21 protein-coding genes are annotated in these 21,095 nt (G+C 61.5%); 11 read left to right on the plus strand and 10 right to left on the minus strand.

Translation table 11 applies throughout. The features are described from left to right. Positions 1-35 precede the first annotated feature (35 nt). Positions 36-1,154, minus strand: a complete 1,119-nt coding sequence (gene dnaN, locus ACYG97_RS27500) for a DNA polymerase III subunit beta (RefSeq protein ID WP_023669575.1) — start codon at positions 1,152-1,154, stop codon at positions 36-38. Here dnaN and ACYG97_RS27505 point away from each other — a divergent pair. Further along, positions 1,153-1,428: a hypothetical protein gene (locus ACYG97_RS27505; RefSeq protein WP_155922476.1), complete on the plus strand. Its 276-nt coding sequence runs from the start codon at positions 1,153-1,155 to the stop codon at positions 1,426-1,428. The two genes, dnaN and ACYG97_RS27505, sit on opposite strands and share 2 nt — an antisense overlap. 27 nt (positions 1,429-1,455) lie before the next feature. Here the strand turns inward: ACYG97_RS27505 and dnaA are convergent, their stop codons facing one another. The 5 genes from dnaA to ACYG97_RS27530 form a co-directional block, all read right to left on the minus strand. Next, positions 1,456-3,000: a chromosomal replication initiator protein DnaA gene (gene dnaA, locus ACYG97_RS27510; RefSeq protein WP_031195619.1), complete on the minus strand. Its 1,545-nt coding sequence runs from the start codon at positions 2,998-3,000 to the stop codon at positions 1,456-1,458. An 845-nt stretch (positions 3,001-3,845) separates the two neighbouring features. Continuing rightward, complete coding sequence (gene rpsT, locus ACYG97_RS27515) at positions 3,846-4,112, minus strand: 30S ribosomal protein S20 (RefSeq protein WP_023681995.1); 267 nt, start codon at positions 4,110-4,112, stop codon at positions 3,846-3,848. Between the two features lie 159 nt (positions 4,113-4,271). Continuing rightward, positions 4,272-5,045 (minus strand): enoyl-CoA hydratase, encoded by a 774-nt coding sequence (locus tag ACYG97_RS27520; protein WP_023732434.1) that lies wholly within the window; start codon positions 5,043-5,045, stop codon positions 4,272-4,274. Between the two features lie 40 nt (positions 5,046-5,085). Further along, complete coding sequence (mutM, locus tag ACYG97_RS27525; RefSeq protein ID WP_023732433.1) at positions 5,086-5,976, minus strand: bifunctional DNA-formamidopyrimidine glycosylase/DNA-(apurinic or apyrimidinic site) lyase; 891 nt, start codon at positions 5,974-5,976, stop codon at positions 5,086-5,088. Next, a complete protein-coding gene (locus ACYG97_RS27530) occupies positions 5,969-7,207 on the minus strand; it encodes a phosphopentomutase (protein WP_023732432.1) in 1,239 nt (412 codons plus the stop codon). The genes mutM and ACYG97_RS27530 overlap by 8 nt, the downstream gene beginning before the upstream one ends. Positions 7,208-7,383: 176 nt before the next feature. On the opposite strand from ACYG97_RS27530, the gene ACYG97_RS27535 reads away from it, so the two are divergent. Further along, positions 7,384-8,337, plus strand: a complete 954-nt coding sequence (locus ACYG97_RS27535) for a PhnD/SsuA/transferrin family substrate-binding protein (RefSeq protein ID WP_023732431.1) — start codon at positions 7,384-7,386, stop codon at positions 8,335-8,337. Positions 8,338-8,363: 26 nt separating this feature from the next. Here ACYG97_RS27535 and ACYG97_RS27540 read toward each other — a convergent pair whose 3' ends face one another. The 3 genes from ACYG97_RS27540 to ACYG97_RS27550 form a co-directional block, all read right to left on the minus strand. Beyond that, positions 8,364-8,999 (minus strand): TadE/TadG family type IV pilus assembly protein, encoded by a 636-nt coding sequence (locus ACYG97_RS27540; RefSeq protein WP_023732430.1) that lies wholly within the window; start codon positions 8,997-8,999, stop codon positions 8,364-8,366. Positions 9,000-9,029: 30 nt separating this feature from the next. Further along, a complete protein-coding gene (locus ACYG97_RS27545; protein ID WP_050589301.1) occupies positions 9,030-9,647 on the minus strand; it encodes a TadE/TadG family type IV pilus assembly protein in 618 nt (205 codons plus the stop codon). A gap of 154 nt (positions 9,648-9,801) precedes the next feature. Beyond that, the gene (locus ACYG97_RS27550; protein WP_023681988.1) at positions 9,802-10,224 is read right to left on the minus strand and encodes a pilus assembly protein N-terminal domain-containing protein; all 423 of its coding nucleotides are present in this window, start codon (positions 10,222-10,224) and stop codon (positions 9,802-9,804) included. Between the two features lie 347 nt (positions 10,225-10,571). Between ACYG97_RS27550 and ACYG97_RS27555 the strand changes: the two genes are divergently transcribed. From ACYG97_RS27555 to ACYG97_RS27595, 9 genes are all read left to right on the plus strand, one after another. Then, complete coding sequence (locus ACYG97_RS27555) at positions 10,572-10,760, plus strand: Flp family type IVb pilin (protein WP_023688723.1); 189 nt, start codon at positions 10,572-10,574, stop codon at positions 10,758-10,760. Between the two features lie 211 nt (positions 10,761-10,971). Further along, complete coding sequence (locus ACYG97_RS27560; protein ID WP_023732429.1) at positions 10,972-11,490, plus strand: A24 family peptidase; 519 nt, start codon at positions 10,972-10,974, stop codon at positions 11,488-11,490. Between the two features lie 205 nt (positions 11,491-11,695). Then, positions 11,696-12,508, plus strand: coding sequence for a Flp pilus assembly protein CpaB (gene cpaB / locus ACYG97_RS27565; protein WP_023669587.1), 813 nt, complete (start codon positions 11,696-11,698; stop codon positions 12,506-12,508). After that, on the plus strand, positions 12,505-14,016 hold the full coding sequence (locus ACYG97_RS27570) for a type II and III secretion system protein family protein (RefSeq protein WP_023732428.1): 1,512 nt from the start codon (positions 12,505-12,507) through the stop codon (positions 14,014-14,016). Before cpaB ends, ACYG97_RS27570 begins: the two co-directional genes overlap by 4 nt. Before the next feature lie 13 nt (positions 14,017-14,029). Beyond that, complete coding sequence (locus tag ACYG97_RS27575; RefSeq protein WP_023732427.1) at positions 14,030-14,767, plus strand: CpaD family pilus assembly protein; 738 nt, start codon at positions 14,030-14,032, stop codon at positions 14,765-14,767. A 55-nt stretch (positions 14,768-14,822) separates the two neighbouring features. Then, the gene (locus ACYG97_RS27580) at positions 14,823-16,106 is read left to right on the plus strand and encodes an AAA family ATPase (protein WP_023692561.1); all 1,284 of its coding nucleotides are present in this window, start codon (positions 14,823-14,825) and stop codon (positions 16,104-16,106) included. Between the two features lie 86 nt (positions 16,107-16,192). Next, positions 16,193-17,701, plus strand: coding sequence for a CpaF family protein (locus ACYG97_RS27585; RefSeq protein WP_023732426.1), 1,509 nt, complete (start codon positions 16,193-16,195; stop codon positions 17,699-17,701). 155 nt (positions 17,702-17,856) lie between these two features. Then, the gene (locus ACYG97_RS27590; RefSeq protein ID WP_023669592.1) at positions 17,857-18,870 is read left to right on the plus strand and encodes a type II secretion system F family protein; all 1,014 of its coding nucleotides are present in this window, start codon (positions 17,857-17,859) and stop codon (positions 18,868-18,870) included. Positions 18,871-18,910: 40 nt separating this feature from the next. Then, positions 18,911-19,927 (plus strand): type II secretion system F family protein, encoded by a 1,017-nt coding sequence (locus tag ACYG97_RS27595; RefSeq protein ID WP_023732425.1) that lies wholly within the window; start codon positions 18,911-18,913, stop codon positions 19,925-19,927. Between the two features lie 113 nt (positions 19,928-20,040). Here ACYG97_RS27595 and ACYG97_RS27600 read toward each other — a convergent pair whose 3' ends face one another. Continuing rightward, positions 20,041-20,862: a tetratricopeptide repeat protein gene (locus ACYG97_RS27600; RefSeq protein ID WP_023669594.1), complete on the minus strand. Its 822-nt coding sequence runs from the start codon at positions 20,860-20,862 to the stop codon at positions 20,041-20,043. Positions 20,863-21,095: the final 233 nt, after the last annotated feature.

The raw sequence follows: 21,095 nt of genomic DNA on the forward strand, positions 1-21,095 counted from the left end.
AATCAATTATGCTGCAGTGTGCCGCAGTGCGGCTGCTACACCCGCATCGGCATCAGCACGTAGAGCGCGGTTTCATCGGCCATGTCGTGGATCAGCGTCGGCGAACCGGCATCGGCCAGCATGAACTTGGCTTCCGTGCCGGTCAGTTGAGCAGCGACGTCGAGCAGATATTTGGCGTTGAAGCCGATCTCGATCGGGTCTGAGGAGTAATCAGCGGCCAGTTCCTCGGTGGCGCTGCCCGAATCCGGATTGTTGACGGCAAGCGTCACCTGGCCTTCGGTGATCGAAAGCTTCACCGCGCGGCCGCGCTCGGAGGAAATGGTCGAGACGCGATCGACGGCGGCGGCGAAGCTCTGGCGGTCGATGATCAGCTTCTTGTCGTTGCCGGTCGGAATGACGCGCTGGTAGTCCGGGAAAGTGCCGTCGATCAGCTTCGAGGTCAGAACCACGCTGCCGATGGTGAAGCGGATCTTGGTGTCGGACAATTCGGTGGTCACCGCGACATCGGGATCGTCGACCAGCTTCTGCAACTCGCTGACCGTCTTGCGCGGAATGATGATGCCCGGCATGCCTTCGGACCCGGCCGGAGCGTCGATCTCGGCGCGCGCCAGGCGGTGGCCGTCGGTCGCCACCGAACGCAGCTTCAGCTTGCCGCCAGTTTCATGCGTGTGCAGGTAGATGCCGTTGAGATAGTAGCGCGTCTCTTCGGTGGAGATGGCGAACTGGGTCTTTTCGATAAGGCCTCTCAGGGCGACGGAATCGAGCCGGAAGATGTGTGAGAAGGATCCCGCCGAAAGCTCCGGGAAATCGGACTGCGGCAGGCATTGCAGGCGAAAGCTCGAGCGGCCCGACGTCACCGTCATGGCGTTGCCGTCCTCATCGGTCTTCAGCATCACTTCGGCGCCGTCGGCCAGCTTGCGCACGATGTCGTAGAGGAGGTGCGCCGGAACCGTCGTCGCCCCGCCGCGCTCGACCTTTGCCGGCGTCGCTTCGGTCACTTCGAGGTCGAGGTCGGTGGCTTTCATTTCAAGGCTGGCGCCCTCGGCGCTGAGCAGCACGTTCGACAGGATCGGTATGGTATTGCGCCGCTCGACCACGCGATGAACGTGGTTGAGCGACTTCAGGAGATTGGACCGTTCCAGGATAACACGCATGACGAAACAGGCTCGCTTGAATGAATGGACGGGTCACCAGTGGGCGGCGCCCCGCGAAAGGTCTGAACAGGCTCAGAATCTATGCAAACTGACAGGAAAAAGCCAGCAAACGCAAGTCCGGGCCACCGGTTCGCGCCGGTTAAGCGGGCTTTCTGGGGATAAAGCGGACGTTGGCCGGCAACCGATGCATGTCGCCGAAAACTGCGCAGCGGTTTTGGGACAACGACATGCATCAAAACAAGAAAATTTAAAGCGCGACGACCGAATACTCTAACCCGGCGCGCTCCGTTTGCCGCGCCGATCAGGCTTGGTCGTTGATCAGCCTGCGCAACAGTTCCAGTTCCTGCGCCAGCGTGTTGTCGACGCCGGAAAGGTCCTCGATCTTGCGCACCGCATGCAGCACCGTGGTGTGGTCGCGCCCGCCGAACCGCCGGCCGATCTCCGGCAGCGAGCGCGGCGTCAATACCTTCGACAGGTACATGGCGACCTGCCTGGGCTTCACGATGGTGCGCGTGCGCCGGTTGGACAGCAACTCGGTCTTCGACACATTGTAGTGGCGCGCCACGATGCGCTGGATGTCCTCGATGCGCACCCGCTTCGGCTCGCCAGAGCGATAGATGTGCCCCAGGATCTCGTCGATGCGGTCGATGGTGATCGCCGGCTCGAACGACTGACGAAACAGCAGTTGGTTGAACGCGCCCTCCAGCTCACGCCCGCTGCCGGTGACGGTACGGGCGACATGGTTGAGGATCTCCTCCGAAATATTGAGCGACGCATCGTCGACCTTGGCCGTGGCAAGCCGCAGCTTGAGCATGCCGATGCGCATGGCGAAGTCCGGCGCCGACATTTCCAGCGCGACACCGCCATTGAGGCGCGAGCGCACCCGCGGTTCCAGCGATTCCAGTTCCGACGGCGGCCTGTCGGCGGCAACCACCACTTGCTTGGCGCTGTCGAGCAGCATGTTGATGAGATGGCAGAATTCGTGCTGGATCGACTTGCCCTGCAGGAACTGCATGTCGTCGATGATCAAGAGGTCGATGTCGCGCAGCTGTTCCTTCAGCGTCAGCGCATTGTTGTCGCGGATCGCGGTGGCGAAGCGCCACATGAAATATTCGGCCGTCAGATAGACGACGCGCGATTTCGGGTTCTGTTTCAGGGATTCGGCCGCAATCGCCTGCAAAAGGTGCGTCTTGCCGAGCCCGACGGTTGCATGAAGGAACAGCGGGTTGAAGCGCACCGCGCTCGACTGCGATTCCGCCACGGCTTTGGCTGCGGCGAAAGCCACCCGGTTCGACGGGCCTTCGATGAAGGAGCCGAACGTGTAGCGCGGGTCGAGCGGCGACCCCAGCACATTGTGCCGGAATTCGCTCTCGATCGGCGTGCCGGGACGAGGGGCGGGCGCCCGCTCCACCCTGCCGGGGCCGACCGTGCCGGCCGCCAATGCGGTCTGCGTATGCTTGGTCATCTTGCGCGCCGGCACGGCCTCGGGTTCGACGCCATTGCGGGCAGGACGGGTCGCGGTGCGCACGACCATCTCGATCTTGAGGATTTCGGGATCCTCGTGCTTCCACAGATCGGCGATGAGATCGAGATAATGGCCATTGATCCACGAGCGCAGGAAGGCCGTGGGCACCGAGATGCGTACAATGCCCCGGGAAGCCTCAGCCACCTTCATACGGCCGAACCAGCTCGAATAGACCTCGGTTCCCAGGCGCGCCTTCAACTGGGCCTTGACCCGGTCGAACTTCTGTTCCGCGTCGCTGGAAGCCGCCATATCGTGCGCTCCGACCAATGTTCCGGGAAATGGCAGGTCGCCCGTAAGCTCCCGCTCGATGCCGCTCTGCATGATTGTGCGTCCCTTTCCTTTGTACCTTTTTTCCGCCGGGAGTGCGCCTCCTGCACCCATGTTTCCGGCGACCGTATCTTCGCTACAACACCACCGCCGCCGCCGGCGGATGACGTTGCCTCGTCAGAATGGGATCGGTCCCGGCTGCTTAAGGCCAGTCCGTCTGACACGTTCGGGCAAGCGGTGCTACCCGGCGAAAACGCCGGTGCGCCATCAAGCTGCCATGTACAATTACGCCAGTCCCCTATCGTATCGAAAAGGCAAGCCATACCCGTTCGCGGAATTGATCCACGTCATGAATTCTGCCACTGTTAGCTGGCCGATTCAGGCTGGGTTAAGGGCTAATGGCCCGTCCCTTTCGATAGATCGACATTACCGAAATCGCTGTGGATAGGGCAAGGCCACCTCTAACGGATTTTTAAGGAATCTGGTTAGTGAACAACGGTTCGGGCTCCGTGCTGGAAGCGCATATTTTGACAAAGCCATTGGGATTCAAACCCTTTTGCCGCGAATATGAAAATGGCTGTGCGGTTTGAAATTTTCTGAAATAATTCGCTTGACACCAACTTGCTGCCTGTCGCCCACAGGCGATGTGAACAAGCTGTGGATCACTTCCAGCAAGTCGTTGAAAAATATCAGCAATTTGTGACAGCCAAATTTATTGGCGTGGGCCGTTTCGGCGGATTGGAATATCAGTGGGAGTGTATGTGCCGGCAAAGCATTCCAGACTCTGGAATGCGGCTCGGGCGTGCTTTGCGGCCGTGCTTTTTAAGTGCTTGCCGGCAAACGAAAAAACCCGGCGCGATTGGCCGGGTTTGAAAGAACGACAGTTCAGGAACGGTCAATCAGGCCGACAGCACCTTGAGGCGGTGAGCCAGACGCGACACCTTGCGCGATGCCGTATTCTTATGGATCACGCCCTTGGTCGCGGCGCGCATCAATTCCGGCTCTGCGGTCTTGAAGGCTTCCAGCGCGGCTGCCTTGTCGCCGGCAGCCAGTGCCTCTTCGACCTGGCGGACATATGTACGCACGCGCGAGCGGCGGTTCTTGTTGATCGCTGCGCGGCGGGCGATCTTGCGCGTTGCCTTTTTGGCCGAGGAGGTATTGGCCATGATGCCTCTCTTCTGATCTGGTGGGCGCATGCGGGATGCCGCAGGGCGCAAAAAACAAACGGGCAGCCAACGGCCGCCTCGGTTGGAGCGGCTTATAGTTCAGCTTTTCCGGCGCGTCAACGCCGCTTTGGCTTCTTTTTGGTCCTCGCCGCCGCCACTCTAGCGATTGGTGAAATTCGGCTTCCGCTTCTCGGCAAAGGCTGCCATCCCTTCCTTCTGGTCGTCGAGCGCAAACAGCGAGTGGAACAGCCGGCGTTCGAAGCGCAGTCCCTCCGCCAGCGTCGTCTCGTAGGCGCGGTTGACTGCCTCCTTGGCCATCATCACCGATGGCATTGAAAACTCTGATATCCTGGCCGCGGCCTTCATCGCCTCCTCGATCAACTCGCCGGCCGGCACGACGCGCGAGGCCAGGCCGCTGCGCTCGGCTTCGGCGGCATCCATCATCCGACCGGTCAGGCACATGTCCATGGCCTTCGACTTGCCGACAAAGCGGGTCAGCCGTTGCGAGCCGCCCATGCCGGGAATGACGCCGAGCGTGATTTCGGGTTGGCCGAACTTGGCCGTGTCGGCGGCAATGATGAAATCGCACATCATCGCCAGTTCGCAGCCGCCGCCCAGCGCATAGCCCGCGACAGCGGCGATCATCGGCTTGCGCGCACGGGTAAACTCTTCCCAGCCGACGAAGAAATCCTGCACATAGGCCTCCGCGTAGGTGACGGCCTGCATTTCCTTGATGTCGGCGCCCGCCGCAAAAGCCTTCTCGGAACCGGTGATGACCATGGCGCCGATGCCGGGATCGGCGTCGAACCCCTTTGCCGCCGTCAGCAAATCCGCCAGCACCTGCGCGTTCAGCGCGTTGAGCGCCTTGGGCCGGTTCAACGTGATCAGGCCGACCTTGCCGCGCGTCTCGACGATGATGGTTTCATAGCTCATGGGCTGGCCTCCTGGTTGCGGCACTGAAGGACCGTCTAGCTTACCGCTGGCAGGTCCGGCAATAAAAGGTCGAGCGGCCGCTTTGCACGATGCGCTCGATGTGGCCGGGACAGCCGGGCGTCGGACAGGGCTCGCCTTCGCGATCGTAGACCGCGAAGGAATGCTGGAAATAGCCCAGCGACCCGTCTGTGTGCACATAGTCGCGCAGCGAAGACCCGCCGGCGGCGATCGCATCGGCGATCACCGAACGGATTGCCTCGGCCAGTCGTTCGCTCTGTTCCTTGGCCTTCTTGCTGGTCCCGGCGATGGTGCCTGCCTCGCGCAATGGCGAAAGGCCGGCGCGCCACAGCGCTTCCGACACATAGATATTGCCGAGCCCGGCAATCAGCTTCTGGTCGAGCAGCGCCGCCTTCAACGGCGATCTGCGGCCCTTCAGCAGAGAGGCGAGCAGGGCGCCTTCCAGCGCATTGCCGGTCGGCTCGACGCCCAGTCCCGCGAGCATCGGATGCGCGTCGGCCAGGCCTTCCGCAAACAGCATGAAGCCGAAGCGACGCGGGTCGTTGAAGACCACGCGAGACTGGACGCCGACAGGCGACACGACATGGAACACCACATGGTCGTGCTTGGCATTCTTCGAGCGCTCTTGATGGAACGTGCCGGGCGTCTCTTTGTCATCAGCGGCCTCGATGCGGAACGAGCCCGACATGCCGAGATGGCAGATCAGCACCGGGCCATCGTCCAGGTGTATGGTGAGATATTTGGCGCGGCGGCCAAGCGCGATGACGGTCTTGCCGGTCAGCCGCTGCGCAAATCTCGCCGGAAACGGAAATCTGAGATCGGGCCGGCGCGCCTCGACGCGCACGATCCGCGCGCATTCCAGAACCGGCTGCAGGCCGCGCCGGACGGTTTCGACCTCGGGCAGTTCAGGCATGGCCGCCTATCGCCGCATGGAAGGAAGCGCCGTGGCGGCCGCGCGCCAGCTTGAGGTGTTCGGCGACCGTCTCGCCGATATCGGCGAAGGTGGTCCTGAGCCCGATGTCGCCGCCCGTGAGACCCGGTGCGGTGCCGATGACCGGGACGCGTTCGCGCGTGTGGTCGGTGCCACGCCATGTCGGATCGTTGCCATGGTCGGCGGTGAGGATGAGCAGATTGCCCGGCTTCAGCTTTGCCAGTGCCTCGGGCAGCCGGCGGTCGAAGGCTTCGAGCGCCGCAGCATAGCCGGCGACGTCGCGGCGATGGCCGAACTCGGTGTCGAAGTCGACGAAATTGGCGAACACCAGGTCGCCGTCGCCGGCATCGTCCATCGCGCCCAGCGCCTTGTCGAACATTGCCATGTTGCCGGGCGCCTTGCGTACTTCCGAGATACCGCGGTGGGCGAAGATGTCGCCGATCTTGCCGACCGCGATCACCCGGCTGCCGCGCCCGGTCAAGCGGTCGAGCAGCGTCGGCTCAGGCGGCGGCACGGCGTAGTCATGGCGGTTGTAGGTGCGCTCGAAGGTGGCTGATGTTTCGCCCAGGAAAGGCCGTGCGATCACCCGTCCGATCTTCAGCGGATCGACCAGCCGGCGTACCGTCTTGCAGAACTCGTAGAGCCGCTCAAGGCCGAAATGAACTTCGTGCGCTGCTATCTGCAGGACGGAATCGACCGAGGTGTAGCAGATCGGCTGGCCGGTGCGGATATGCTCCTCGCCGAAGCGCTCGATGATCTCCGTGCCGGGCGCATGGCAGTTGCCGAGAATGCCCGGCACCTTACCCTCGCGGATCATCGCTTCGGTCAGTTCGGCAGGGAAGGCGGGCACCTTATCGGGGAAATAGCCCCAGTCGAACCGCACGGGCAGCCCGGCGATTTCCCAGTGACCCGACGGCGTATCCTTGCCGCTCGAAATCTCCTGCGCGGCGCCGTGGAAGGCGGAGGCTGAAACGGCGGCTTTGCTGTCGAATTGGAAGCCGGTTGCGGTTTCTGCTGCGCGGCCGAGACCGAGCGAAACCATGGTGGGCACCTTCAGCGGTCCCTCGCGCAGGCCCTCGCGATCGGCGCGGGCTTCCGCGCAGGCCAGCGCGATATGTCCGAATGTGTTCGAGCCGGCGTCGCCATAGCGTTCGGCATCGGCGGCGCCGCCAATGCCGAAAGAATCGAGAACGAAGAGGAAAGCGCGTGACATCGGTGCCGTCATTGCCAGTCTGGTTGACCAGACATAAGGTCCCGTCGCGGCATTGGCAAATCGTAAACCAGGCGGCAGCGGCCTGGCGCAATAGTCGCGAGGTCGGGCAGGCGCGCTGTACGCATCCTTGAGACATGCGATGCGCTTCAAGGAAACGGTGTGCGGGGCATGGATCGATGAGACGGGCTGACCGCGGTTGGAGTGCACTAGCGACCACTGTAGCGCTCCTGGCCTCGCAGCTCGCCGCGCACGCCGACTGGCGCGACCAGATCGGCACGTTTCGCATCGGCATCGTTGCCGAGCCGGACGCCGGCAACACGGTTCCGGGTCTGGCCATGCTGACTGACGCCTACGGCAGGGCGCTCGGCATGAAGGTGGAATTCGTCGTCGCGCATGACTATGCGGCGCTGATCGAGGCGCAGGCCAATGGCCGGGTTCAGTACGCGGTCTATTCGGCGACCGCCTACGCCACCGCCTCGGAGCGCTGCGGCTGCGTCGAACCTCTTGTGGCGCCGGTCGACGCCGACGGTGCCACGGGCATCCGCTCCGTGCTTTTGACGCGCGACGGCAGGCTTTCCGATCTCGCGGCCCTGGAAACGCACCGCATCGCCATGGCGCCTTCCGACTATGTCGGCGGTTCGCTTCTACCGCTCGCCGGGCTGGCGGCCGACGGCATCAAGATCAGCCAGGATGCGCCATTCCTCGCTCATGCCGGCTCGGCTGCCGCCGCAGAAGCGATGCTGGCCGATGGCCAGGCCGATGCCGTGTTCGGCTGGGAGCGGGCCGCGGCGGAAAACCGGACGGCGATTGCTGGCGATCAGCCGGCTGATCCGGACGGCACGGCGGCGCGACTGGAGGCGGCGGGGATTCCAGAAGCCGCACTCCAGATCATCTGGACCTCCGGCGTGCTCAGATACGGCCCTCATGCCGTCCGCAGCGATCTCGACCCCGAAGCCAAACGCCGACTGACCGTCTTCCTCACCAATCTCAGATCGCAGTCGCCGGAAATCTACGATTTCGTGGAATCGAAACATTCGGGAGGGTTCACGCTCGCCGCTGCGAGTGACTATGCGATGGCCGCTTCCATCGTGCGCCTGGTGTCAGGCAGTACCGACAGCAGCGCGCAATGAACCCGGGTTGAATGGGTAGAACTGCTTCAGCAATCGCTGCAGGGGATCGACGTTGCCCGGCGCGGCCTGAGATAGTAGGTTTCGCTCATCGTTATCTTGCCTTTGTTGAAGGCCGAGATAAATCCGAGCGGCTTTTCGGAGCCTTCCGACCAGGAGATGATCGGTTGGTATGCTAGAGTGGTTTTGACACGAATGAGGAAAGTCCCCGCAACATTGAGCGTCGCCGGAACGGTGGTGGAAGTTGTCGGGTTGGAGTCGCGGCCAGTCTTCCCATCCAGCACGCTCCAGGACCACGCCACCTTTGCTTGCGGTATTGGATTGTTCGGGTCGGTTCTGATGTCGATTGCCGTAATGGAGATATTGGCGACCGAGCGGTTGTAAGGCTGAAGGCTGGAGTTGCCGATCTTCATGATGTCGGTGAGATCTGCGTTGACCACCGACGTTTGCTGCGTGACGAGGTCGGCAACCATGGAGCTGATGCGGCTGACCTTCTTGCTGGCCTCGATGGCTTGCGAGGCCTCCATCGTAATGAAATACATGATCAGCAAGACAGGCACGATGAGGGCAAACTCGACGGCCGCTATGCCCCGCCGATCGGAAAAAAACCACGCCGCTCTCTTCCAGACAACCGACATCCCCGGATGTGCCCCCGCACGAAACATGCACTTTTCCTTTTGCTTACACGTGCAATTTCAGTTGTCGAATGGCTCGTTTTGCCACGTTGTCGTGGCGTAATGCAGAGTCTTGCCGCCATCCATATTCGACATGTATTGAGCCATGAAATCGGTCATGACCGGCCAGGGGTAAAAGACCCGCAGCATGTTCTTTGATTCTGCCGGACCTATTGTAGGGGTCCCGAAAGCCGGGTCCTTGCCTGTATCCGGATCCTTGCCCGTCAGCGTGATGGTCGAGCCGGAAATCGTGAAACCCGCACTGGCTGCCCCGGCAAAGGTCTTGAACGGGCGCAGATCCACCAGCAAACCGGGGCAACCCTTCGCGACAATGATCTCGAGTCTGGCGCAGACCAAGCCCTTCAGCTTCTCTTCCGTCACATCGGCTTGCCTCAACTGGCCAGTACGCAACTGACGGGCGATATCATCGGTGATGTTGGCCATCACCTCTTGTCCGGCAAATGAAACGCAGCTCTCGAGGATGGCGAAGACGAGAGCCGCAAACGGTAACGCAAGCATCGCGAATTCTATCGCCGTGCTGCCGCGCCGATCACGAAGGAAAAGACGGGCAAACGTCACGCGCCCTGCCTTGGCCTTGCAGATCTCGCGTTCTGAATCCTCGTCCAAGACGTCGCCCATATCCCGTTCCTGCCGATCCTGATGCGGTACCGTCAGCACCACTATCAAGAACCCATTTAGCTCCGGTTTGAATGACCGTTAAATTCGACCAGGCGACATTAACCGGCCGCTAACCGACGCGGCTTTCTCGAGACAATCGAGCCAACTGAGGCGCTTACTGCCCAGCGCTCATCTCGGCTTCGGACGACTTTTCCGAGTCGCTCTTGTACGAGCTTTCGCAATAGGGCGTGCAGGACATGGTCTGTACCGAGGCGCGCCTGTAGATACGCACGGACGACGCGTCCTGGCGCACCACGGTCACCTGCTCGTCGACGATCGGGCTGCCATCGTGGTCGAGGACAACCAGATTGGTGACGCCGAACCCCTTGCCGGTCAGTACGATCGTCGATGCATCCTGGACGGAGGCGTCGGCAATCGCCGGATTGCCGACGACTATGGTGTCGGCGGGGCGTGTCAGTTTGACGATCTTGGCCTGATTCATCGTCACTTCGATGCCGGCTCCGGCCTTGGCCGGCAGCACAAAAGCCGGGACGGCGAGAAGCGCGACAAGCAGGAATGACGATTTCATGGCAGTCATTAAGGCGCTCCACAGCGGCAAAACTTGTTCAAAGAAACATGAAGGAGATTGGTGAACCAACGGTTAAACCCTTGACCGGCGCCGGGGTATTCGCACCAATCCTGCTGCGAGCTAATATAACAATGCATCCTGCCGATAGCCGTGAAATTACAGCTCTTCACGGGCAGGCGAGCTACTGTCCAGCGTTTAGTTTACGGTTAACCACGCAAGCTGTTCGAAGCGGGAAAGGAATCGGTAAGGCTGTTTATTAAGCCGATTGAAAGAGCTTCTCCGTAGATTGGCAGCATCCGATCAACCACCACAGAAGTTGACGGAAGTGCTGTAACACGTGGAGTAGGAGCTCTCGAATGTCTAATCTCATCGCACGTTTCGCGAAGGACGAATCCGGCGCGACCGCTATCGAATACGGTCTGATCGCCGCTCTCATCGCGCTTGCCATCATGGTTGGCGCTGGTCAGCTCGGCAATGCCCTGAACGCCAAGTTCACGACCATCGCGGATTGCGTGAAGGATCCGACGAACGCTGCTTGTAAGTAATGATCTAGCATCCTGTTTCGACGGGTAGACTGGAAGGGCCGCCTCGCTGGCGGCCCTTTTGTCTTTTGAAGATCGTTTGGCTTTGGTCTTGCTGCGCCGCTTAGCGCGCTGACATTTCTCGGGATTTGACCCGGATGAGCAGAACTCACCAATCCTTAACCCAAGCTGCCTAACCTGCAGCCATCGTTGCCTTTCCAACCATGAGAGACCGATGCTCAACGCACTGATCTTCGTTGTCTTTCCGTTTTGCATGCTTTTTGCGGCGATCTCCGACGCGCTGTCGATGACAATCTCCAATCGGGTGCCGGTGCTGCTTGTGGCCGTCTTTGCCGTGGTTGCGCCACTGACGGGTATGGACTGGGCAACTTATGGCTGGCATTTCGCCGCCGGCGGCCTGGTGCTGGCCGTGACTTTCGGTCTGTTTGCGCTCGGCGGCATGGGCGGCGGCGATGCCAAGCTTTTGGCAGCCACGTCCATCTGGATGGGGCTCAACATTCACCTTGTCAATTACCTCGTGGCTTCGACGTTCATCGGTGGCCTGCTGACGCTCGCCATTCTCCTCTATCGGAAATCGCCGCTGGCGACCTACACCAGTCACAATCCGGTCCTGCGCCATTTCGCCGACGAGATGAATGGCGTTCCCTATGGCATCGCACTCGGCATTGGCGGGCTGCTGACCTATCCGGATTCGCCCTTGATGGAATGGGCATTGGCAACGTTGGCGACCTGATGTAGCGAACCTCCTCTGCCCTTCCGGCATCGATCCTGAAAAGAGGCGGCTTGGCCGCCTTTTTCATTTGTCGGAGCATGGTCGTGTAATTATGTAAACCTTGAATTAATCACGATCGTAAGCATTATATTAACCTTGTTTTGACGATTGCCGCTGCAAAGTCCGGCCTGGCTAGGTGGTTGCCTAAAGGCGAGGGTTCGGACAGATGCCAGCATCCCGACTGATCATTCTGGGCGTGGCGGTGGCCGCGGCGGGTGGTGCAGGTTATGTTGCCAAGAATATGGTGGCGGTCCCGCCCCAGCAGGTCGTCGTCGATGCCCCGCAGGCGCCGGCCATCGCCTTGCAGGATGTGCTCGTGCTTTCCGGCGACGTGCCGATGGGAAGCCCGCTTGAGAACAATCTCAGCTGGGAGTCCTGGCCGTCCGATGGCATCAATGCGAATTTCATCACCCGTGCCGCCGAACCCGAAGCGCGGGAGAAGCTGAAGGGCTCCGTCGCCCGCATGGCGATGTACACCGGTGAGCCGTTGCGGCGCTCCAAGCTGATCGGCGAGGGGCAGAGCTTCATGTCTTCGATCCTGCCCACCGGCATGCGTGCCGTCGCCACCGCGATCTCGGCCGACACGTCGGCAGGCGGCTTTATACTGCCTAACGATTTTGTCGACGTCATCATGACCCGCAGATCCGACACCGGCAACGGCGGTAGCGGATTCACCACCGAGACCATCCTCAAGAACATCCGCGTCCTGGCGATCGATCAGACCATCCAGGAGGACGAGGAAGGCAAGAAGACCAGGGTCGGACAGACGGCGACGCTGGAGCTGACGCCGCAGCAGGCCGAGATCATCACCGTCGCCCAGCAGATGGCCGATCGCCTGACGCTGGCGCTGCGCTCGATCACCGACAACAAGGAAAAGGGTACCGATGAAGCCGACTACCTCGTTTCCGGCAATGGGCGGCGCGGAACGGTGCGGTTGATCAAATCGGGCGAAGTTTCCGAAGTAGGGGCAAGGAAATGAGGTTAGTCGCTAGACTGCCGGTCACCACGGCTGCGGCCATCGGCCTGCTTTTTCTCGGAGCCCATGCAAGTGGCCTTGTCGACGCCAAGGCCGCCGGAAAGAGCGTCGGGGTCACGGCCTCGTCGGCCACGCAACGTGTCAAGCTTGGCCTCAACAAATCGGTGGTCATCGATCTGCCGAGCGACGCCTACGACATCCTGGTCGCCAACCCCGCGGTCGCCGATGCGGTGACCCGCACCGCAAGGCGGATCTATCTGTTCGGCAAGTCGGTGGGCGAAACCAACATCTTCGTCTTCGGTCCCAATGGCGAGCAGATCGCCAGCCTGGATCTGGCCGTCGAACGCGACGTCGCCGGATTGGAAGATTATCTCAAGCGCTTCCTTCCGAATGCCGAGATCAAGGTAGAGTTGCTGAACGACAACGTCGTCCTGACCGGGACGGTGGACACGCCGCTCGATGCCAAGCGCGCCGTCGATCTGGCAACCATCTTCGTGTCCGGCGGTGAAGCGACGACCGGTCAGTATTCGCAGACCGCGGCAGGCGGCAATGCCAATGGCGGCGTCGACATCAACAATCCGGATGCCGAACGCCGGGTCTCGAAGATCGTCAACCTGCTGCAGATCATCGGCGACGACCAGGTGACGCTGAAGGTGACCGTGGCCGAAGTCAGCCGCTCGGTGATGAAGCAGCTCGGCGTCAACATGGTTGGCAAAGGCAGCTCCAACGGCATCAGCTTCAATGCGACCAGTGACACCTTCCCCGGCCTAGGCAAGCCGTTGTCGAGTTCGGGGGTCAATTTTGCCACCTCTGCTCTGCAGGGCTACATCACTGCGATGGAGCAGTCCGGCGTCATGAAAACGCTGGCCGAGCCTACTTTGACCGCCGTCTCCGGTGAGAAGGCGACCTTCAAGGTCGGCGGCGAGTACAATATGGTCAGCGCCGTTACAAACGCCAAGTCGGACGCCAATCAGAATGCCGACAGGGTTTGGACGGCTCAGAAAATCGAATACGGCATCGGCCTGGAATTTCAGCCTGTGGTGCTGTCGCCCGGTCGCATCAGCCTGAAGGTCAGGACGTCGGTTTCTGAACCGACCACCGAAGGCGCGGTCTCTTTCGGAGACACCAACGTCATATCGCTGCGCAAACGTTTGGCCGACACGACCGTGGAACTGCCTTCGGGTGGATCGATGATGATAGCCGGCCTCGTCCGCGACGACGTCAGGCAGGCAGTAAACGGCTTGCCCGGACTGACCAAGATCCCGGTGCTCGGCACGCTGTTCCGCAGCCGCGATTTCGTCCGCAACGAAAGCGAGTTGGTCATCATCATCACGCCTTATCTGGCGCGGCCGGTGGCGCGCAACGACCTGGCCAAGCCGGATGACAATTTCAACGCCGCCGGCGATGGCCCGGCCATGTTCCTTGGCCGCGTCAACCGCGTCTACGGCACCATGCAGACAGACAAGCCCAACGGCCGCTACCACGGCGTTGTCGGCTTCATCTACAAGTAAGCGGGGAGCGGACATGTCTCAGTCAGCATCGAAGGCAATGGCGGTCGCCGCGACAGTGCGGTCCGGCCGTGCCCGGATCAGCCGATCGGCAATGCCGATCCTGGCGATCGCGATCGCCGCCTCGCTCGCCGGTTGCGCCAAGCGCGACAGCATCACGGTTGGGGCGATTCCCGATGATTATCGCACCACGCATCCGATCGTGATTGCCGAGAAGAACCAGAAGCTGGACCTCCCGGTCGGCGCCGGCGATCGCGGCATGACCGGCTCGCAGCGCGACACGCTTCTGGGCTTCCTTGACGGCTACGACAGGAGCGCTGCCCCGGCGCTGACGATCGCAATCCCGATCGGCTCGGCCAATGAGGTGGCGGCGACTGCCGCGGCGCGCGATTTCGCCAGGCTGGCGATTGCCGGCGGCATCAAGCGAAACCGGATCGTGGTGACCTCCTACCAGTCGGTTTCCCCGGAAGCCTCGGCGCCTATCCGCGTTTCCTATATTTCGGTGAGAGCCCAGACCGACAAATGCGGGCGCTGGCCCGAAGACATCCTCGCAACCTCCGAAAACAAGCACTACGCCGATTACGGCTGCTCCTCTCAAAACAACCTCGCTGCGCAACTCGCCAATCCGGCCGATCTGCTCGGGCCAAGAAAGTCGTCCGATATCGACGCCGAGAACCGCGGCGCGGTGATCGACGTCTATCGCGGCAGAGGTATTTCGGACGAGTTCCTCGGCAGTTCGGAAGTGACGTATTAGGAGCGCCGGTCCCGCGTAGAGACCGGAACGAGAAGTCACGGAAAAGAGCATGACGATGAGCAATCTTGCCTACGACACGCCCGGAGACGGCGGCGACAGCTCCCAATCGGATGTTGCAGCGATGCAGGCGCTGCGGCCGGTGCCGCGTATTTCTATCCAGGCATTTTGCGAGACGGAAGGTGTCGCGCATCCGGTGGAGCGGGCCGGCGAGGATCGCCGCATGGCCAAGGCGCATCTGAAAGTGCATATGGGCGGCATCGCCACGGCGATCGAATTCTATCAATCGGCGCCGACGCCGAACCTCATCCTGCTGGAATCGCGCAGCGAACCGAAGCAATTGCTGGAGCAGCTTGCCCAGCTTTCAGAATATTGCGATCCCTCCTCCAAAGTCGTGGTGATCGGCCACTACAACGATGTCGGTCTCTACCGCGAACTCATTCGCTTCGGTATTTCCGAATATGTCATCGCACCGGTGTCGATGGCCGATATCGTCTCCGTGGTGTCATCGATCTTCGTCGATCCGGAAGCCGAGCCGATCGGCCGCTCGATCGCCTTCATCGGCGCCAAGGGCGGCGTCGGCTCCTCGACCATCGCCCACAATGTAGCGTGGGCGATGTCATCGCTGTTCAAGTCGGAAGTGGTCGTCGCCGATCTCGACCTGGCTTTCGGGACGGCCAACATAAATTTCGACCAGGACCCTGCGCAAGGCATCGCCGAAGCCGTATTTTCGCCCGAACGCGTCGACGAGGTCTATCTCGACCGTCTGCTTGCCCAGTGCGCCGAACATCTGTCGCTGCTCGCCGCGCCCTCCACACTGGAACGTGTCTATGATTTCGATCCCGATGCCTTCACGCAACTCATCGATACCGCCCAGCGCAGCGTGCCGCTGCTGGTGCTCGACGTCCCCCATATCTGGACGGGCTGGACCAAGAACACACTGATCAAGGCCGACGAGATCGTCATCACGGCGACGCCGGAACTGGCCAATCTGCGCAACACCAAGAACCTGGTCGATATGCTGACGAGGCTTCGCCCGAACGATCCGCCGCCGAAGCTGATCATCAACCAGGCCGGCGTGCCGAAACGGCCCGAGATTTCCGCTTCCGACTTCGCCGAGCCGCTCAGCCTCACGCCGATGTCGGTCATCGCCTTCGACCCGTTGTTGTTTGGAAATGCCGCCAACAACGGCCGCATGCTGGGCGAGATGGATGCCAGGAGCCCGGTCGTCGGCATGATCAACGAAATCGCGCATGTCCTGACCGGTCGCAGCGAAATCAAGGCCAGGAAGAAGGCAGGCCTTGGCGGCCTGCTCGGCAAGCTCTCGCGTAACAAGAAATGACGCTCCCCTCCAAATCAAGAAGTAGAGCATGATGTCGTTCGAAAACCGCTTCGGCATCATGTTCTGGACGGAATTGGTAGTCGATCATGTTTGGTAAAAGAGGCTCCGACGACGGCGGCCGGTTCACCCCGGAGTTCCGTCAGCCAGCACCGTCGCCAGCGGCGCCGGCCACTGCAACGCCTGCGGACATGGCGGTACTTGCCCGGCCCGCGGCAGCGCCGCCTGGAGCGCCGGGAACCCCGCCAACTCGCCGTGCCGTTGAGGCGCCGTCGATGGCGCCGGAGCCGCCAAAAAAGATCCAGCGCGAAAAAAGTGAAACCTACTACGACACCAAGAGCCAGGTCTTCTCCGCGCTCATCGACACCATTGACCTGTCGCAACTCGCCAAGCTCGACCCTGAGAGCGCGCGCGAGGAAATCCGGGATATCGTCAACGACATCATCGCCATCAAAAATTTCGCAATGTCGATCGCCGAGCAGGAAGAGTTGCTCGAGGACATCTGCAACGATGTGCTGGGCTACGGCCCGCTGGAGCCGCTGCTCGCCCGCGACGATATCGCCGACATCATGGTCAACGGCTCCAAGAACGTCTACATCGAAGTCAACGGCAAGGTCGAACAGACCGGCATCCGCTTCCGCGACAATCAGCAGCTGCTCAACATCTGCCAGCGTATCGTCAGCCAGGTTGGCCGCCGCGTCGACGAATCGAGCCCGATCTGCGACGCCCGCCTACCCGACGGCTCCCGCGTCAACGTCATCGCCCCGCCGCTCTCCATCGACGGCACCGCGCTCACCATCCGCAAGTTCAAGAAGGACAAGCTGACGCTCGATCAGTTGGTCAAGTTCGGCGCCATCTCGCCGCAGGGCGCCGAGATCCTCAAGATCATCGGCCGTGTCCGTTGCAACATCGTCATCTCCGGCGGTACCGGCTCCGGCAAGACGACGCTGCTCAACTGCCTGACCAACTATATCGACCGCGAGGAACGCGTCATCACCTGCGAGGACTCGGCCGAGCTGCAACTGCAGCAGCCCCACGTGGTGCGTCTCGAAACCCGCCCGCCCAATCTCGAGGGCGAAGGCGAGGTGACCATGCGCGACCTGGTCAAGAACTGCCTGCGCATGCGGCCCGAACGCATCATCGTCGGCGAAGTGCGCGGACCGGAGGTTTTCGACCTGCTGCAGGCGATGAACACCGGCCATGACGGGTCGATGGGAACGATCCACTCCAACAGCCCGCGCGAATGCCTGAACCGTATCGAATCGATGATCGCCATGGGCGGCTATTCGTTGCCGCAGAAGACCGTGCGTGAAATCGTCGTCGGCTCCATTGATGTCATCATCCAGGCAGCACGCCTTCGCGACGGCTCGCGCCGCATCACCCACATCACCGAGGTGATCGGCATGGAAGGCGACGTCATCATCACGCAGGATATCGTGCTCTACAACATCAAGGGCGAGGACTCGAATGGAAGGCTGCTTGGCGAGCACGTGTCGACCGGCATCGGCCGTCCGCATTTCTGGGATCGCGCCCGCTACTATGGCGAGGAACAGCGCCTCGCCAATGCGCTGGAATCGATGGAGAAACGCGCTGACTGACGCATATCGAGGTTGGAAGCAATTCCAGGAAAAGTGTGAAGCGGCTTTCCCGGGAAAAGCGCGTAGCGCTTTCCCTTGGGAATTGCGTCAAAACAAAGCGATAGCGCATATCGCCGTTTCCTTGAAACGGCGATATGCGCTGGGGACCGAGGTCGATGTTCGGAATTGACACCACCGTACTGGCGTTCATCGTGCTCGCCGGCTTCAGCGCCGGTGCGGTCGCCTATGCCTTCCTGTTCACCAAGATGAGCAACGAGAAGCAGGCCGGCAAGCGGCTCGAGACGATCAAGGCCGCCGAGACCGATCGTTCGGTCGTCAAGGCTTCGCGCGACCGTGTCGCGGAGGCGGTCAAGCGGCGTAAATCTGTCCAGGACACGCTGAAACAGCTCGACGAAAAGCAGAAAACCAACGAACTCGCCGTCAAGAAGCCGCCGTTAAAGGCCCAGATTCGTCAGGCCGGCATGCAGGTCTCGATCGAGCGTTTCTATATCTACTCCGTCATTTGCGGCATCGCGCTGACGGTGCTTGCCTATCTCGCCGGCGCGCCGCTTCTGGTCCTGCCGGGCGCGCTGCTGGCGGGGGCGCTCGGCCTGCCGCGCTGGTTCGTCTCGTTTCGCCGCGCGCGCCGGGTCAAGGCGTTCCTCAACGAATTTCCCAACGCCCTCGACATCATCGTGCGCGCCGTCAAATCCGGCCTGCCGCTCAACGACGCCATTCGCCTGATCGCCAGTGAATCGCCGGAGCCGGTCAAGACCGAGTTCCGCCGGATCGTCGATTCACAGCAGATTGGCATGTCCATCCCCGATGCCACCTTGCGCATGGCTGAAACCATGCCGTGCAGCGAGGCAAGCTTCTTCGGCATCGTTATCCAGATCCAGTCACAGGCCGGCGGTAATCTCTCCGAGGCGCTTGGCAACCTGTCGCGCGTGCTTCGCGATCGCAAGAAGATGAAGGCCAAGGTCCAGGCGCTTTCCATGGAAGCCAAGGCGTCGGCCGTCATCATCGGCGCGCTGCCTTTTGTCGTCGCCCTTCTCGTCTATCTGTCGAGCCCGAACTACATCATGCCGCTGTTCACCACCAGCACCGGCAATCTGATCCTCGGCTGTTCCGGCGTCTGGATGTCGATCGGCATTCTGGTGATGCGCAAGATGATGAACTTTGAAGTATAGGCCGACCTTGGAAAGCTCGAAACGAAAAGACTGAAAACGAATGACCGACCAAGTCGTAAAATCGCTGACCGATCCTGCCTTCCTGATAGCGTTGCTGGTTGGCATTGCGGTGTTCGCGACCGTCTTCACGGTGCTGCCGGCCCTTGGTGGCAATCAGCTCAAGACGCGCATGAGATCGGTGGCGCTGGAGCGTGACGAATTGCGCGCCAAGCAGCGCGCGCGGCTTGCCAATGAAGCCGATCGTCGCCGCAAGGGGCTGCGCGAAGAGCAGTCGATCGGCATGCGCAACATCGTCGACAGGCTGGACCTGCGGCGTGCGTTGGCCGATGAAGGCACGTTGCAGAAGCTCAAGGTGGCGGGCTTTCGTGGCCAGAACCCGCTGACCCGCTTCCTGTTCTTCCGCCTGATCCTGCCTTTTGTCGGTTTCACGCTGGCAGCGATCTATCTGTTCGTGCTCGGCGGACTGCCTGACCGGCCGGCCTTCGTGAAACTGTTCGTCTGCATCCTTGTCGCCTACGCCGGTTTCTACGCGCCGATCCTTTACGTCAACAATCGTGCCGCCAAGCGCAAGCAGTCGATCCAGGCGGCGTGGCCGGATGCGCTCGACCTGATGCTGATCTGCGTCGAATCGGGCATGTCGGTCGAGGCCGCCTTGCGCAAGGTCTCCGAGGAGATCGGTTCGCAGTCGGTGGCGCTGGCGGAGGAATTCGTGCTGACCAACGCCGAACTCTCTTATCTGCAGGAGCGCAAGCAGGCTTATGAAAACCTCTCGGCTCGTACCGGCCTGGAGTCGGTGAAGTCAGTGTCCCAGGCGCTGGTCCAGGCCGAACGCTACGGCACACCCGTGGCGCACGCATTGCGCGTGCTGGCCTCGGAAAGCCGTGACATGCGCATGAATGCCGCCGAGAAGAAGGCCGCCGCCCTGCCGCCGAAGCTTACCGTGCCGATGATCCTGTTCTTCCTGCCGGTTTTGTTCGCCATCATTCTGGGCCCAGCCGGCATTCAGGTCAGTCAGCGCGGCATCTTCGGCGACCAGCACAATTCCTCAAGCCAGTAGGCCTCGTTGCAGCCATACAAAAGAGCCGCACTGCCAATGCAGTGCGGCTCTTGTTTTCAGCTTTGAGATGTGGACGGATTTTGCGCTGTGCGGAGCCGGCGCCCATGCGGCGCTCAGTTGGTCGCCGGCTTTGCCTTGTCCTGATCCTTGAGCTGACTCCAGGCGTTCTGCTGGGCAAGCATCTGGCGAAGATAGGCTACATTGGCTTGCGCCTGTTCGGGTGAAAGCTCCTGCGAGGCGATCTTCTCGGCCTCGTCGAAGCGGCCCTGCAGTCCCACGACCAGCGCAAGGTTCTGGCGCACCCGGCTGTCGGCATTCGGTTGCTGGGCTGCCGAGCGCATATAGGTCTCGGCGGTGCGCAGATCGCCTTCCAGCACATAGGACATACCGAGATTGGAAAGGATCGAGGGTTCGTTCGGCTTTAGGTCCAGCGCCTTGCGGTAGTTCTGGCGCGCTTCATCCTTCTGGCCAAGCTGGTCGAGAATGGCGGCCTCGGCCGACATCAGCCGCCAGTCCGGATATTCCGGCGTCTGCGCCCGGCGCACGGCGTCGAGCGCCGGCTCGAACTGGCCGTTGGCGGCCAGCGCCTTGCCGTAGGCGGCAAGCACGTCGCGATCCTTGGGGTAGGCGATCGCCAGCTTGCGCATCACGGCAAGCGACTGGTCGGCATCGCCGTCCATCTGGAGCGCCGCCGCAAAATTTGTCGCCAGCCGCTTGTCGTTGGGGTTCTTTGCGTAGGATTCGCCCAGCCGCCCGGTCGCCCCGTGCAACTCGCTGGCCGACATGGTTTCCAGCGGTTTGCCGCTGGTGCGCCCGATCGAGCCGGTCGTGAGCTTGCTGGTTCCGCACCCGGCAACACCGGCCGCCAGCGCCATCAGCAGTGCCGTGGTGACCAACCGTTTGCCCGTGACGTTCATCCTGCGGTTGGTGGGCATCGGCACGGGGCTCTCCATTCCTGCGCGTGGCCATTCACGTGGCCATCTTCATCCCCGCAGAAATATTCTGTTAACCCTAACGGACAGTTAAAAAGTGAGCCGTCGGATCGGTGAACGGCCCGCCGGAAGCCTTTGGCCTGGCAGTCCCATGCCGGCCCCTGTGCATAGATGTTGAAATCATCCGACGTCCCTGTCACTTGACTGAGGACGACCTGCAAGCCTCCCGGAGACCA

It is taken from the genome of Mesorhizobium sp. W067 (genome assembly GCF_054719525.1).

Coding starts and splice junctions, on each gene's coding strand:
- ACYG97_RS27505 (WP_155922476.1), top strand. CDS start 1,153: ATGACGAAACAGGCTCGCTTGAATGAATGGACGGGTCACCAGTGGGCG.
- dnaN (WP_023669575.1), bottom strand. CDS start 1,154: ATGCGTGTTATCCTGGAACGGTCCAATCTCCTGAAGTCGCTCAACCAC.
- dnaA (WP_031195619.1), bottom strand. CDS start 3,000: ATGCAGAGCGGCATCGAGCGGGAGCTTACGGGCGACCTGCCATTTCCC.
- rpsT (WP_023681995.1), bottom strand. CDS start 4,112: ATGGCCAATACCTCCTCGGCCAAAAAGGCAACGCGCAAGATCGCCCGC.
- ACYG97_RS27520 (WP_023732434.1), bottom strand. CDS start 5,045: ATGAGCTATGAAACCATCATCGTCGAGACGCGCGGCAAGGTCGGCCTG.
- mutM (WP_023732433.1), bottom strand. CDS start 5,976: ATGCCTGAACTGCCCGAGGTCGAAACCGTCCGGCGCGGCCTGCAGCCG.
- ACYG97_RS27530 (WP_023732432.1), bottom strand. CDS start 7,207: ATGTCACGCGCTTTCCTCTTCGTTCTCGATTCTTTCGGCATTGGCGGC.
- ACYG97_RS27535 (WP_023732431.1), top strand. CDS start 7,384: ATGAGACGGGCTGACCGCGGTTGGAGTGCACTAGCGACCACTGTAGCG.
- ACYG97_RS27540 (WP_023732430.1), bottom strand. CDS start 8,999: ATGTTTCGTGCGGGGGCACATCCGGGGATGTCGGTTGTCTGGAAGAGA.
- ACYG97_RS27545 (WP_050589301.1), bottom strand. CDS start 9,647: ATGGGCGACGTCTTGGACGAGGATTCAGAACGCGAGATCTGCAAGGCC.
- ACYG97_RS27550 (WP_023681988.1), bottom strand. CDS start 10,224: ATGACTGCCATGAAATCGTCATTCCTGCTTGTCGCGCTTCTCGCCGTC.
- ACYG97_RS27555 (WP_023688723.1), top strand. CDS start 10,572: ATGTCTAATCTCATCGCACGTTTCGCGAAGGACGAATCCGGCGCGACC.
- ACYG97_RS27560 (WP_023732429.1), top strand. CDS start 10,972: ATGCTCAACGCACTGATCTTCGTTGTCTTTCCGTTTTGCATGCTTTTT.
- cpaB (WP_023669587.1), top strand. CDS start 11,696: ATGCCAGCATCCCGACTGATCATTCTGGGCGTGGCGGTGGCCGCGGCG.
- ACYG97_RS27570 (WP_023732428.1), top strand. CDS start 12,505: ATGAGGTTAGTCGCTAGACTGCCGGTCACCACGGCTGCGGCCATCGGC.
- ACYG97_RS27575 (WP_023732427.1), top strand. CDS start 14,030: ATGTCTCAGTCAGCATCGAAGGCAATGGCGGTCGCCGCGACAGTGCGG.
- ACYG97_RS27580 (WP_023692561.1), top strand. CDS start 14,823: ATGAGCAATCTTGCCTACGACACGCCCGGAGACGGCGGCGACAGCTCC.
- ACYG97_RS27585 (WP_023732426.1), top strand. CDS start 16,193: ATGTTTGGTAAAAGAGGCTCCGACGACGGCGGCCGGTTCACCCCGGAG.
- ACYG97_RS27590 (WP_023669592.1), top strand. CDS start 17,857: ATGTTCGGAATTGACACCACCGTACTGGCGTTCATCGTGCTCGCCGGC.
- ACYG97_RS27595 (WP_023732425.1), top strand. CDS start 18,911: ATGACCGACCAAGTCGTAAAATCGCTGACCGATCCTGCCTTCCTGATA.
- ACYG97_RS27600 (WP_023669594.1), bottom strand. CDS start 20,862: ATGCCCACCAACCGCAGGATGAACGTCACGGGCAAACGGTTGGTCACC.